This window comes from Pseudomonas sp. GW821-FHT02A11 (assembly GCF_059421985.1).
Map to the genome: position 1 here is coordinate 122,911 of NZ_JBWKWB010000008.1, position 13,463 is coordinate 136,373.

At 60.7% G+C, this 13,463-nt stretch carries 11 protein-coding genes; 3 read left to right on the forward strand and 8 right to left on the reverse strand.

The window, feature by feature from the left end:
• Positions 1–41: 41 nt before the first annotated feature.
• From betA to AC07V9_RS14325, 6 genes are all read right to left on the reverse strand, one after another.
• Entirely contained in the window at positions 42–1,742 is a 1,701-nt protein-coding gene (betA, locus tag AC07V9_RS14300; protein ID WP_495016356.1) for a choline dehydrogenase, read from the reverse strand.
• A gap of 198 nt (positions 1,743–1,940) precedes the next feature.
• Positions 1,941–3,413: a betaine-aldehyde dehydrogenase gene (betB, locus tag AC07V9_RS14305; protein ID WP_495016357.1), complete on the reverse strand. Its 1,473-nt coding sequence runs from the start codon at positions 3,411–3,413 to the stop codon at positions 1,941–1,943.
• An 85-nt stretch (positions 3,414–3,498) separates the two neighbouring features.
• Positions 3,499–4,098 (reverse strand): transcriptional regulator BetI, encoded by a 600-nt coding sequence (gene betI / locus AC07V9_RS14310; RefSeq protein WP_495016358.1) that lies wholly within the window; start codon positions 4,096–4,098, stop codon positions 3,499–3,501.
• 254 nt (positions 4,099–4,352) lie between these two features.
• Entirely contained in the window at positions 4,353–5,534 is a 1,182-nt protein-coding gene (choV, locus tag AC07V9_RS14315; protein ID WP_495016359.1) for a choline ABC transporter ATP-binding protein, read from the reverse strand.
• On the reverse strand, positions 5,531–6,376 hold the full coding sequence (gene choW / locus AC07V9_RS14320; RefSeq protein ID WP_495016360.1) for a choline ABC transporter permease subunit: 846 nt from the start codon (positions 6,374–6,376) through the stop codon (positions 5,531–5,533). Before choW ends, choV begins: the two co-directional genes overlap by 4 nt.
• Before the next feature lie 67 nt (positions 6,377–6,443).
• Positions 6,444–7,391: a choline ABC transporter substrate-binding protein gene (locus AC07V9_RS14325; protein WP_495016361.1), complete on the reverse strand. Its 948-nt coding sequence runs from the start codon at positions 7,389–7,391 to the stop codon at positions 6,444–6,446.
• Positions 7,392–7,869: 478 nt separating this feature from the next.
• Here AC07V9_RS14325 and AC07V9_RS14330 point away from each other — a divergent pair, with 478 nt between their 5' ends.
• Complete coding sequence (locus AC07V9_RS14330; protein ID WP_495016362.1) at positions 7,870–9,246, forward strand: L-serine ammonia-lyase; 1,377 nt, start codon at positions 7,870–7,872, stop codon at positions 9,244–9,246.
• A gap of 584 nt (positions 9,247–9,830) precedes the next feature.
• Complete coding sequence (gene gbdR / locus AC07V9_RS14335) at positions 9,831–10,934, forward strand: choline metabolism transcriptional regulator GbdR (protein WP_166596071.1); 1,104 nt, start codon at positions 9,831–9,833, stop codon at positions 10,932–10,934.
• Positions 10,935–11,106: 172 nt separating this feature from the next.
• Here gbdR and AC07V9_RS14340 read toward each other — a convergent pair whose 3' ends face one another.
• Positions 11,107–11,370 (reverse strand): hypothetical protein, encoded by a 264-nt coding sequence (locus AC07V9_RS14340; protein ID WP_495016363.1) that lies wholly within the window; start codon positions 11,368–11,370, stop codon positions 11,107–11,109.
• A 339-nt stretch (positions 11,371–11,709) separates the two neighbouring features.
• Between AC07V9_RS14340 and AC07V9_RS14345 the strand changes: the two genes are divergently transcribed.
• Positions 11,710–12,552 (forward strand): 23S rRNA (adenine(2030)-N(6))-methyltransferase RlmJ, encoded by an 843-nt coding sequence (locus AC07V9_RS14345; RefSeq protein ID WP_495016364.1) that lies wholly within the window; start codon positions 11,710–11,712, stop codon positions 12,550–12,552.
• A gap of 214 nt (positions 12,553–12,766) precedes the next feature.
• Here the strand turns inward: AC07V9_RS14345 and msrA are convergent, their stop codons facing one another.
• Positions 12,767–13,429 carry a peptide-methionine (S)-S-oxide reductase MsrA gene (gene msrA / locus AC07V9_RS14350; protein ID WP_495016365.1) on the reverse strand — a complete coding sequence of 221 codons (663 nt, stop codon included), beginning with the start codon at positions 13,427–13,429 and terminating at the stop codon, positions 12,767–12,769.
• Between the last annotated feature and the right edge of the window lie 34 nt (positions 13,430–13,463).

Sequence of the window (13,463 nt, forward strand, 5' to 3'; positions counted from 1 at the left end):
CCGACACAATCGCGGGCAAGCGCGCTCCTACAGGAGAATGGTCACGCGGTTGGGTTGATTTCCCTCATCGGCTTGCCACGCACCGGTGCATCTCCGGCCACGAAATATTTGGCGGTGCTGCGCGGCAGTGGCGTGCGGCCACGGATCTTGTCGGCGATTTTCTCGGCGATCATGATCGTCGGCGCGTTGAGGTTGCCCGTGGTGATGATCGGCATGATCGAAGCATCGACCACGCGCAGGCCTTGTATGCCATGCACACGGCCTTCGGCGTCGACCACGGCCATCTCGTCGGTGCCCATCTTGCACGAGCACGACGGGTGAAACGCCGTCTCGGCATGCTCGCGGACGAACTGGTCAAGCTGCTCGTCGCTCTGCACTTCGATGCCAGGGCTGATTTCGCGGCCGCGGTATTTGTCCAGCGCAGGCTGCTGCATGATTTCGCGGGTCAGGCGAATGCCGTCACGAAATTCCTGCCAGTCCTGCTCGGTGGCCATGTAGTTGAAGAGGATGCTCGGGTACTCGCGAGGGTCCTTCGATTTCAGCTGCACGCGGCCACGGCTCGGCGAGCGCATAGAGCCGACGTGCGCCTGGAAACCGTGCTCCTTCACGCCATTGCTGCCGTTGTAGTTAATCGCCACTGGCAGGAAGTGATACTGAATGTTCGGCCACTCGAACTCCTCGCGGGAACGAATGAAACCACCGGCTTCGAACTGATTGCTCGCGCCAATGCCTTTGCCGAGGAACAGCCATTCGGCGCCGATGGCCGGCTGGTTCCACCACAGCAGCGACGGGTAGAGCGACACCGGTTCCTTGCAGGCGTATTGCAGGTACATCTCCAGGTGATCCTGAAGGTTTTCACCCACGCCTGGCAGGTCGTGGATCACCGGAATGTCGAGCTTTTTCAGCAGCGCAGCCGGGCCCACGCCGGAGCGTTGCAGCAGTTGTGGCGAGGCAATCGCGCCGCTGCTGACGATGACTTCCTTGCGTGCGCGGGCTTCGATGCGGGTGTCGCTGTCGCCCACCAGATACGTCACGCCGACCGCGCGCTTGTTGTCGAACAGGATGCGATCGGTCAGCGCATGGGTGACGATGGTCAGCGTCGGGCGCTGCTTGGCCTGGTCCAGATAACCGCGCGCGGTACTGGCGCGACGGCCGTTCGGCGTCACGGTGCGGTCCATCGGGCCGAAGCCTTCCTGCTGATAGCCGTTGAGGTCGTCTGTGCGCGGGTAGCCCGCCTGCACACCGGCCTCGACCATGGCGTGGAACAGCGGGTTATTGCCCGCTTTTGGCGTGGTCACACTGACCGGGCCATCGCCGCCGTGGTAGTCGTTGGGGCCGATGTCGCGGGTTTCGGCCTTGCGGAAATACGGCAGACAGTCGAGGTAAGACCACGCTTGCAGGCCTGGCAGTTTTGCCCAGCCGTCGTAGTCCATGGCGTTGCCGCGGATGTAGCACATGCCGTTGATCAGCGACGAGCCGCCCAGGCCCTTGCCACGGCCGCATTCCATACGGCGGTTGTTCATGTGCGGCTCTGGGTCGGTTTCGTACGCCCAGTTGTAGCGGCGGCCCTGCAGCGGGAAGGCGAGGGCAGCGGGCATTTGAGTGCGGAAGTCGGCGCGGTAATCCGGGCCGCCGGCTTCGAGCAGCAGGACCGTGACGCCAGCGTCTTCGGTGAGGCGCGTGGCCAGGGTGTTACCAGCCGAGCCTGCGCCGATGATGATGTAGTCGAATTCCTGAGACATGAGATCCTCCGTTCAGAAAGTTGTGGCGGGGGAGAGGCGTGGGGAGCGATTGGCTGCTCGACCCCTTGCACCCCATGCTAGTGCGCTGGCCGGACCGGCCTCTCGCGAATGAATTCGCTCCCACAGGTTAATGGCGGTCCCTCTGTGGGAGCGGATTCATCCGCGATGGCGTTGGCCGGTGCTTACCGGACGTCTGAATCAGAACACCGACGCGTAATCGCCCAGCTCCACCTGTACTGATTTCAGGCGCGTGTACTGCGCCAGCGAGCTGATGCCGTTCTCGCGCCCGACGCCCGATTGCTTGTAGCCACCGACCGGCATCTTCGCGTCGGATTCACCCCAGGCGTTGATCCAGCAAATGCCCGCTTCGAGCTGATGAATCACGCGATGGGCGCGGTTCAGGTCCTTGGTGACGATGCCTGCGGCAAGGCCCATTTCGGTGTCGTTGGCGCGACGGACGACTTCTTCTTCAGTCTCGTAGCTGAGAATGCTCATGACCGGGCCGAAGATTTCCTCTTTGACGATGGTCATGTCGTCGCGGCAATCGGTAAACACGGTAGGCGCCACGAACGCACCCTTGGCGAACTCACCCTCGCTCAGACGCTCGCCGCCGATCAGCAGGTGCGCGCCTTCTTCCTTGCCCTTGGCGATGTAGCCCAGCACGCTTTCCATGTGCGCGAAGCTGACCAGCGGGCCAAAGTTGGTGTTCTCGTCCTGCGGGTTGCCAGCGCGAATGCGCTTCACACGCTCGACGATCTTGGCTTCGAACGCAGCCTTCGAGGCGCTCGGCACGAACACGCGCGTACCGTTGGTGCAGACCTGACCGGAGCTGTAGAAGTTGGCCATCATCGCGATGTCGGCGGCGCGATCCAGGTCGGCGTCGTCGAAGATGATCAGCGGCGACTTGCCGCCCAGTTCCATGGTCACTTCCTTGAGCGAAGAACTCGACGCGCTGGCCATGACTTTCTTGCCGGTGTCGGTGCCGCCGGTGAACGAGACTTTCTCGATGCGTGGGTGCTCGGTCAGCCAAGTGCCGACTTCACGGCCGCTGCCGGTCAGTACGTTGAACACGCCGTCGGGCAGGCCGGCCTGGGTGTAGATTTCGGCAAGTTTGAGGGTGGTCAGCGAGGTGACTTCGCTCGGCTTGAAGATCATCGCGTTACCGGCGGCCAAGGCCGGTGCGGATTTCCACAGGGCGATCTGAATCGGGTAGTTCCACGCGCCGATGCCGACGGTGACGCCCAGCGGTTCGCGGCGGGTGTAGACGAACGAGGAGGTGCGCAGGGGAATCTGCTCGCCTTCGATGGCCGGGACCAAGCCTGCGTAGTATTCGAGCACGTCGGCGCCGGTAACGATGTCGACGTATTTGGTTTCGGAGATGGCTTTGCCGGTGTCCAGGGTTTCCAGCTCGGCCAGCTCATCGTTGCGTTCACGCAGGATGTCGACGGCGCGACGCAGGATGCGCGAACGCTCCATGGCGGTCATCGCAGCCCAGATTTTCTGACCCTTTTCAGCACTGACCACGGCACGTTCGACGTCTGCCTGAGTGGCCCGCTGAACCTTGGCGAGCACTTCGCCGTTGGCCGGGTTGATGGCTTCGAAGGTTGCATCGCCGCTGGCGTCGACGTAACCGCCGTCAATGTAGAGTTTTTGCAGTTCGAAACGGGCCATAAAGTCCTCGCAGTTGTCTGTGATGGGCGTTGACCGGGTGCGCCGTGCGCAGTGCCGATCGCGGTTGGGCGGGCTGCCGTCCCTATCAGGAGCGGTGCGCCGCTTTTGCCAGTTGCAAATCCATGTATTCGTAGGCGAGCTGTTGCGCCTGTTCGGTATCGAAGGCGTCCCCCGAGAGCGCGCCGCGTAGCCACAAGCCGTCGATCAATGCCGCCAGGCCGCGAGCGGCGGTGCGTGCTTCGTCCAGCGCCAGCACGCGGCGGAACTGGCAACACAGGTTCGAATACAGGCGGTGATCGTTGATCCGCTGCAAGCGATGCAGCGACGGCGAATGCATGCTGGTGGCCCAGAAGGCCAGCCAGGTTTTCATCGCCGGGCCATTGACCTGGCTGGCGTCGAAGTTGCCCTCGATGATGACTTTCAGATGCGCCCGGGGGCTGTCGTCGGTCAGTGCCTGACGACGCTCGGCGACGTTGACGATCAGCGCGTTCATCAGGTGGCGCATGGTCGCTGCGATCAGGCCGTTCTTGTCCTGAAAGTAGTGACTGATGATGCCGTTGGAGACCCCTGCCAGTTTGGCGATCAACGCAATGCTGGCGTCGCCCATGCCGACCTGATCCACCGCCGTGAGGGTGGCCTGGATCAGCTGTTGACGCCGAATGGGTTGCATACCGACCTTGGGCATCTGTGAGTCTCCTTGGCTCGCCAGTGATCGTGAAAGACTGAAAAACGGCCCCCAGTCTAGTGCTTTTTAATTGAACGTTCAATCAACAAAAAACCATAGGCGTGCGAAAAGGCTCTGCAAGCCTCTGATTCCGACCTTAAATCAATCACCTGTAGGAGCGCGCTTGCCCGCGATGAGGTCGGCACATCCAACATCGTTGGCGGCTGACACTACGCAATCGCGGGCAAGCGCGCTCCTACAGTCCGGTGATGCTCTTAGCCGTGATTCTTACCAAGCAATGCGTGGTACAGCTCGCTGTCGCCGAGGATGCCGACCAGCTGGTTGTTCTCTTGCAGCACCAGCTTGTTGCCGGTGTGGTAACGAATCTGCAGGGCTTCGCGCATGCCGATGTCCGAGTGCACGACGGTCGGTTTGCGGCCGAGCGCTTCGACCGACTGACCAGGCGTCCAGCTCTGCAGATCGACGGCAGCGCCATGCTGACGCAGGCCTTTGATCTGGTTGCCTTCGGCCAGGTCGATCCATGAATCGTCGCCCGGGTCGAGGCACACCTGGGAGCCGTTGATGCGGGTGCAATCGGTGATCGGGCGCATCAGGCTGCGACCGCACAGCACGTTCAGCGGGTTGGTGTGGGCCACGAAGGTGCGCACGTATTCGTCCGCGGGGTTGAGCACGATCTCTTCCGGCACGCTGTACTGGATGATCCGGCCGTCTTTCATGATCGCGATGCGGGTGCCGAGCTTGAGGGCTTCGTCCAGGTCGTGGCTCACGAATACGATGGTCTTGCTCAGCTTTTTCTGCAGCGCCAGCAGTTCATCCTGCAGGCCTTGGCGGATCAACGGGTCGAGCGCGGAGAACGGTTCGTCCATCAGCAGAATGTCGGCGTCCATCGCCAGTGCGCGGGCTAGGCCCACACGTTGCTGCATGCCGCCGGACAGCTCGTCGGGCTTCTTGTTGCGCCATTGAGTCAGGCCGACCAGTTCAAGTTTTTCGTCCACCAGCTGGCGACGTTCCTTCTCGGGGCGACCCTGCATCTCCAGGCCGAAGCTGATGTTCTCGCGAACGGTCAGCCAGGGCATCAGCGCAAACTTTTGGAACACCATGGCGATGCGCTTGGTGCGCATCATTTTGAGCTCCGCGGGCGAGCAGTTGGCGATGTTGATCTGCTTGCCTTCGTGCTCGACGAACAGCGAACCGCGGCTGACGGTGTTCAGGCCGTTGATGCAGCGCAGCAGACTGGATTTGCCCGAACCGGACAGACCCATCAGGACGCAGATCTCGCCTTTGTTTATTTCCAGACTGGCTTTTTCAACACCGACGATCTGGCCGGTTTTCTTCAGGATTTCCGGCCGCGCAAGGCCCTGATCCAGCAGCTTGAGAGCCTCGCGCGGGTCTTTGGAGAAGACGACGTCTACCTGGTCGAATTTGATGATGCTCATGCGTCGGCCCTCACTTTAGCGTCGGGTTGTTTGCAGATACGGTCGAGCATGATCGCCAGCAATACGATCGCCAGGCCCGCTTCGAAGCCCAGTGCGATATCAGCAGTGTTCAGTGCGTTGACCACGGGTTTGCCCAGGCCGTCGGCGCCCACCAGTGCCGCAATCACCACCATCGACAGCGACAGCATGATGCACTGGGTGATACCGGCCGCGATGCTTGGCATGGCGTGGGGCAGTTCGATTCGCGACAGCAGTTGACGACGCGAGCAGCCGAAGGCTTTACCGGCGTCGAGGAGTTCTTGCGGGACATCGCAGATGCCCAGATAGGTCAGACGGATGGGCGCGGCGATCGCGAACACCACCGTCGAAATCAGACCCGGCACCACACCCAGCCCGAAGAGGGTCAGGGTTGGAATCAGGTAAACGAAAGTCGGGACCGTCTGCATCAGGTCCAGGACCGGGCGCATCGCGGTGTAAAACCACGGTTTGTGTGCGGCGACGATGCCCAGCGGCACACCGATGACCACGCAGACCAGGGTGGCGAACAGTACTTGCGCCAGGGTCTCCATGGTTTCCTGCCAGTAGCCCAGGTTCAGGATCAGCAGAAAGGAAATCACGACAAAGGCGGTCAGGCCCCACTTGCGCTGAATGAAGTGAGCAAGCAGAGCAATCAGGCCGATCAGAACGAAAGGATTGAACCAGGTCAGACCACCGGTCAGTCCGTGGATCATGGCTTCCAGTGACGAAGCGATGGCGTCGAAGGTGCTGGCGCCGTGTTGCGTCAGCCATTCGACAAAGCCTGCGATGTACTGGCCCAGGGGAATTTTATGATCAGTCAGCATGGTATCGATTGTCCGCGTGCGGGATGAAAAGGGGACAACAGGCGGGCGAACCCGCCTGCCTGTCGAGTTACTTCGTCAGCTCGGCTTTAGCGGCTTCCAGGCCAGGTTTACCGTCCACTGTGGTGACACCCGCCAGCCAGGTGTCGAGTACTTTCGGGTTCTTCTTGATCCACGCCTTGGCGGCGGCTTCAGGCTTCATTTTGTCGTCCAGGATGTTGCCCATCAGCTCGCTTTCCATGTCGACGGTGAATTCCAGATTCTTCAGAAGCTGACCGACGTTGCTGCATTCGCTGGTGTAACCCTTGCGGGTGTTGGTCGCCACGGTTGCCGCGCCGAAATCAGGCCCGAAGAAATCGTCCCCGCCGGTCAGGTACTGGATCTTGAAGCGCTTGTTCATCGGGTGCGGCGCCCAACCCAGGAACACCACGGCGGTGTCGCGTTTGGAGGCGCGGTCGACCTGCGAGAGCATGCCGGCTTCGCTCGACTCCACGACTTTGAAGCCTGCGTCTTTCAGGCCAAAGGCGTTCTTGTCGATCATGCTCTGGATCAGACGGTTGCCGTCGTTGCCAGGCTCGATGCCGTAGATTTTGCCGTCGAGTTCTTTCTTGAATTTGGCGATGTCGGCGAAGTCATGCAGGCCTTTGTCGTACAGCGCTTGCGGCACGGCCAGGGTGTATTTGGCGCCGGTGAGGTTGGTGCGAACGACTTCAACAGTGCCGGCGTCGCGGTAGGCCTTGATGTCGTTTTCCATGGTCGGCATCCAGTTACCCAGGAAAACGTCCATGTTCTTGCCATCGGCCAGCGACTTGTAGGTCACGGGCACGGAAATCATGGTGGTTTTAGTCTTGTAGCCCAGCGACTGGAGGACAACGCTGGTGGTGGCGGTCGTTGCGGTGATATCGGTCCAGCCTACATCGGAAAAATTAACCGTCTGGCAAGCGGCGGGTTCTGCAGCCTGCGCCAGCATCGGCAGACTCAACGCAACGCCCAGTAATAGCTTGTGTGAACCTTTCATGGTTGGACTCCTTAGGTGTTTTCTTCTCGTCATCAGTCAGGGCTGACGCGTTTTTTTGGTGTCGGCGAGTCAAGTGGGAAAACAGCTCTATCACTGCGTCTGGCGATTGAGTCGATAACGATCATGTAACAGCCAAAATCAAACGCCTACAGGGTGCGTCGTAACCAGTACAGAGGGGGTCGTATCCAGTGTCGGTGACGTCGCTTACAGCTTTTTTCCCCGCTCGCGGACTGGTTTTCGAGTGTCGTTGCGGCAAAAAGTGTCGAAAACAGTGGCTCTTCTTCTGGGGGATGTGCCCCTGCGCGCGAATGCGTCGCCGCGACGTTTGTGGACAAGAGTGAGTCGGTGTGAGACGCCGCCCCTCGAGATAAAAGGCTGATGATGCCGCCATCTCGACGGATTGCAGCTTCAAGCGTAGCAGCTCCGTCGCCGGCCGCTGGGCGCGCCGGAAACCGTGTGTTTCGGGGGTTTGCAGTTAATGGCTATCAGCGTGTTCGACCTGTTCAAGATCGGTATCGGTCCTTCCAGCTCCCACACCGTGGGTCCCATGCGTGCTGCGGCGCTGTTCGCTCAAAGCTTGCGTGAAAGCGACCGCCTGGGGCAGGTGACGCGCATCGAAGTGCGCCTTTATGGCTCGCTTTCGGCGACCGGTGTCGGCCACGGCAGCGACAACGCCGTGATCATGGGGCTGATGGGCGAATGGCCTGACGCAATCGACCCGACCCAGATCGGCCGTCACATCGCCGAGCTGCGCGAAACCGACACCCTGAAGCTCAGCAACGATCATTCGATTCCTTTCGTCTGGCAACGCGACATGCTGCTGCTCGACGAAAACCTGCCGTATCACCCCAACGCCATGACCCTGATCGCCTTCGATGCCAGCGGCGAGCTGCATCGCGACACCTACTACTCGGTGGGCGGCGGTTTTGTAGTGGACGAAGCGCAAGCGGCCAGCGGCGTGCTGGATGCCGACACCACGGTGTTGCCTTATGACTTTTCCAGCGCCGAAGAACTGCTGAGGCTGTGCAAGCAGCACGGTCTGCGGGTTTCGGAACTGATGATGGCCAACGAGAAGGTCTGGCGCAGCGAAGAAGAGATTCGCGCGGGCCTCATGCGTTTGTGGCGCGCGATGCAGGATTGCGTTGAGCACGGCCTTAAAGAAGAGGGCGTGTTGCCCGGCGGCCTGAATGTGCGTCGTCGTGCGGCGCGCTTGCATCGCAGCCTTCAGGAACTGAACAAGCCCAACGTCATTGGCTCGACCCTGAGCGCGATGGAGTGGGTCAACCTGTTCGCCCTGGCGGTCAACGAAGAAAACGCCGCGGGCGGGCGCATGGTTACGGCGCCGACCAACGGCGCGGCGGGGATCATCCCGGCGGTGCTGCATTACTTCGTGAAATTCAGCGATGAAGTCAGCGAAGCCAACGTGGTGGATTACTTCCTCGGCGCGGCCTCGATCGGCATCCTCTGTAAAAAGAACGCCTCCATCTCGGGCGCTGAAGTGGGCTGTCAGGGTGAGGTCGGTTCGGCCTGCGCCATGGCTGCGGCCGGGTTGGCGGATATCCTCGGCGCATCCCCGGAGCAGCTGTGCAACGCCGCTGAAATCGGCCTGGAACACAACTTGGGCCTGACCTGCGACCCGGTGGCGGGGCTGGTGCAGGTGCCGTGCATCGAGCGCAACGCGATTGCCGCGGTGAAGGCCATCAACGCTGCACAGATGGCGCTGCGTGGGGATGGCGAGCACTTCATCTCGCTGGACCGCGTGATCCGCACCATGCGCGACACCGGCGCCGACATGCACGACAAATACAAAGAGACCTCGCGCGGAGGGTTGGCGGTCAGCGCGGTGGAGTGTTGATCAGTCAATTCTCGCTGTCTGTGCTGATGCTTTCGTGAGCACGCTCACTCCCATAGTATTTCAGGCGTCTTCAAATACCACGTGCACCCCAAAAACTGTGGGAATGAGCTTGCTCACGAAGGCGTAATAACTGGCACCGCTGAAACCGGTTCTCATTTGCTTACCCGGTTCTGCTCGCTTTTCGCTCACGCGCCAAACCTGCCGCTTTCTTTTGGCGCGTGAACGGTTGCGGCATGGCGCAACGCCATGTCACGCCCGCGTTACCTGTGCTACCGCCGGTCAGCCGTGCATGGGGGTGACACTCACCCTGTCGCCGAGTTTTCGGCGATTCACACAAGTGCTACCGAATTGCTCATCCCGCCCGCCGTTTCCGTGGCCTAACGATCGGTAGGTCGCTAACGGAACATCCATGTCGCTCCCGAATAGACGCATCGCGACGTCGCTATCAGAAGTTATTGAATGCCCATTCAACTTTAGGCATGGCATTTGCGTTGCAATAGACAAAGCTCTCCACAGATGAGGGCGAAACAACAAGAGCCTCTGCTTGGGGCCATCAACCGCTTTTCGTGTGAGGAGATACCGTGATGACTTCGTTCAACTCCGGGGCTCAACCCCAGAACCGTGCGCCTCAATCCATCGGCTTTCTGCTGTTGGACAATTTCACACTCATCTCTCTCGCATCTGCGGTTGAGCCACTGCGTATGGCCAACCAGCTCTCCGGCCGTGAGCTGTATCGCTGGACCACCCTGAGCGTCGACGGCGGCCAGGTCTGGGCCAGCGATGGTCTGCAAATCACCCCTGACGCGGCCATGCACAAGGCCCCGGCGCTGGACACCGTGATCGTCTGCGGCGGCGTCGGCATTCAACGCACGGTGACCCGCGAACATGTAAGCTGGCTGCAAAGTCAGGCGCGTCAGTCTCGTCGTCTGGGCGCGGTCTGCACCGGCAGCTGGGCGCTGGCGTGCGCAGGGCTGCTCGATGGATTCGATTGCAGCGTGCACTGGGAATGTCTGGCGGCGATGCAGGAAGCCTTTCCGCGCGTGGCCATGAGCACCCGCCTGTTCACCCTCGACCGTAACCGTTTCACCAGCTCCGGCGGCACCGCGCCACTGGACATGATGCTGCACCTGATCAGCCGCGATCACGGCCGTGAACTGTCCGCCGCGATTTCGGAAATGTTCGTCTACGAGCGCATCCGTAACGAGCAGGATCACCAGCGCGTACCGCTCAAGCACATGCTTGGCACCAACCAGCCAAAGCTGCAGGAAATCGTCGCACTGATGGAAGCCAACCTCGAAGAGCCGATCGACCTCGACGAGTTGGCGGTCTATGTGTCGGTGTCGCGACGTCAGCTCGAAAGGCTGTTCCAGAAATACCTGCACTGCTCGCCATCGCGCTATTACCTCAAGCTACGCCTGATCCGCGCGCGTCAGTTGCTCAAGCAAACGCCGATGTCGATCATCGAAGTGGCGTCGGTCTGTGGCTTCGTCTCCACGCCGCACTTCTCCAAGTGCTACCGCGAATACTTCGGCATCCCGCCGCGTGACGAGCGCGTAGGCTCCAACACCGCCCAACAAGTGGCGATGATGCCGATTCCCCAGGCGATGGTGCTGGCGCCGCTGTCCGGGCCGTTGTCGGCATTGAGTCAGGCGCGTAACGAGTCGACGTTTGCGAGTGTGAGGTTGTAAAGGCGGGCGGGACGATATTGGGATCATGTGCCTGGCGCATGACCCTTTGTGGAAGCGAATTTATTCGCGATTGGCCAGTACATCCGACGGACTTCTAGCGGCTGTATGATCTTTCGCGAATGAATTCGCTCCCACAGGTTTTATGTTGCCGTCGAGGTTGCGCCAGCCGTCCTCAGGCGCTTTGGGATTTGTTATACGTCGCCAACGCCGGCAACAGCTGCTGATCAATCGCCTGACGCACTGCGGGCAAGATAGTCGCGCTGCCGCTGAGCATTCTTTCTACCAACTGACGCAACGCGCGTGCGCGGTCTTCGTTGAGGCCGCAGACGGCCTGAGCACAGGCTTGTTCGGCGGTGGCGCCTGATGGCATTTCAAAGCCGATGGATCTGAGTTGACCGAGTAGATCGTCCTGGTCGATCAGGTCTGCATGCATCATGACGCTCGCTCCTTTTATTGACGTTGAAGCGATTCTGGTAGCGCGCCGCACGCTCGGCAATACCTGTCGTCGGCAATGTCTGGCATGCACATCAGTGTGTCGGTTTTGGCTATGTAACCGTTTAGTTAATTCGGCATAATGGCCTCACTTAACATTGTCCGCGCCACGGTTTGGTCACCCTCTAGCGCGGACAAGCACCTCAACCCCGGTTTTGTAACGGCTTAACCGGGGCTTTTTTTGCCTGTCGTTCTTGCAGCAGCGGTTCTGCTGGCTCGGGCTACGAGCGGTCTGCGCAACGCCGACCGTTTTGGTAAACTCCGCAGCCTTCCAGGAGCCGCCATGAACTACCGTCACGCCTTCCACGCCGGCAACCACGCCGACGTCTTGAAACACATCGTCCTGACTCGCTTGATCGCGCTGATGTCGCGTAAGGAGCAGCCGCTCGCCTATATCGACACCCACGCAGGCCTCGGTCTGTATGACTTGCAGGGCGATCAGGCGACGCGCACCGGTGAATGGATCGAAGGCATCGGCCGTCTGTGGGACGCCGACGACATTCCAGAAGCTGCCGCCGGTTACATGGACGTGATCCGTCACATGAACCGCAAGACCGGCGAGCTGCGCTACTACCCGGGCTCGCCCGAGCTGGCCCGACGCGTGACCCGCGAGCAGGACCGCGTGCTGCTCAACGAGAAGCACCCCGAAGACGGCGCCCTGCTTAAAGACAACATGAAATACGACCGCCGCGTTGCTGTGCACCTGGGCGAGGGCTGGCATGTGCCACGCGCGCTGCTGCCGGTGCAGGAGAAACGCGCCGTCATGCTGATCGATCCGCCGTTCGAGCAACTGGACGAAATGAAGCGCTGCTCGGTGGCCCTCAAGGAAGCCATCGGCCGCATGCGCCAGACTGTCGCGGCCATCTGGTACCCGATCAAGGACCCGCGCGCGCTCAAGCGTTTCTATCAGGAACTGGCTGAAACCGGCGCGCCAAAGCTGTTGCGTGTGGAGTTGCTGGTGCATCCGCTGGACACGCCGAACAGCCTGAACGGCTCGGGCCTGGCGATTGCCAACCCGCCGTGGGGGCTGGAAGAGGAATTGCGCGCGCTGCTGCCGTGGCTGGCCGAAAAACTGGGGCAGACCCAGGGGGACTGGCGGCTGGATTGGCTGATTGCCGAGGCCTGAGGGCTTGCGAGCTTCACGCCATGAAGGCTTGAGCCGAATCGCACGCCGAACCGAACCTGTGGGAACGATCTCAAGCCGAAACCTGTGGGAGCGAATTCATTCGCGAGACGGACATGCAGCCGTTAGAGATACGCCGGATGTACCTACGATTCGCGAATGAATTCGCTCCCACAGTGGATCGTCGCTGTTCAGCTGTGACGATGTTCCAAACGGATTACGCCTGATTGAGGCTTGGCGGCATGCAAACGCCTGTCCCGCCAATCCCGCAATAGCCCTGCGGGTTCTTCGCCAGGTATTGCTGGTGATATGCCTCGGCGAAATACACGGTCGGCGCCTGGTCGATCTCGGTGGTGATATCGCCCAGCCCTGCCTTGGTCAGTTCAGCCTGATACACCTTGGCGCTGGCCTGGGCTGCGTCCAATTGTTCCGGTGTAGTGCAGTAGATCACCGAGCGGTATTGAGTGCCGATGTCGTTGCCCTGACGCATGCCCTGGGTCGGGTTGTGCAGTTCCCAGAACATCGCCAGCAGCTCCTGATAGCTGACCTTCGCCTTGTCATACACCACCAATACCACTTCGCTGTGGCCGGTCAGGCCGGAGCAGACTTCTTCATAGGTCGGGTTGGGCGTGAAGCCGCCTGCGTAGCCGACGACTGTGCTGACCACGCCATCGCGTTGCCAGAAACGACGCTCGGCGCCCCAGAAGCAACCCAGGCCAAAAATGGCGAATTCCACGTCTTCGAAGAACGGTCCCAGCAGCGGGTTGCCGTTGACGAAGTGGGTTTCAGGCAGGGCCATCGGGGTTTCGCGGCCCGGCAACGCTTGCTGGGCGGTAGGGAGTTCGTTTTTGTTCACAAGAATTTCCGAGCGCAGGGCCATGAGGTCAATCCTCTCTGGACAGGTGACTGCCATA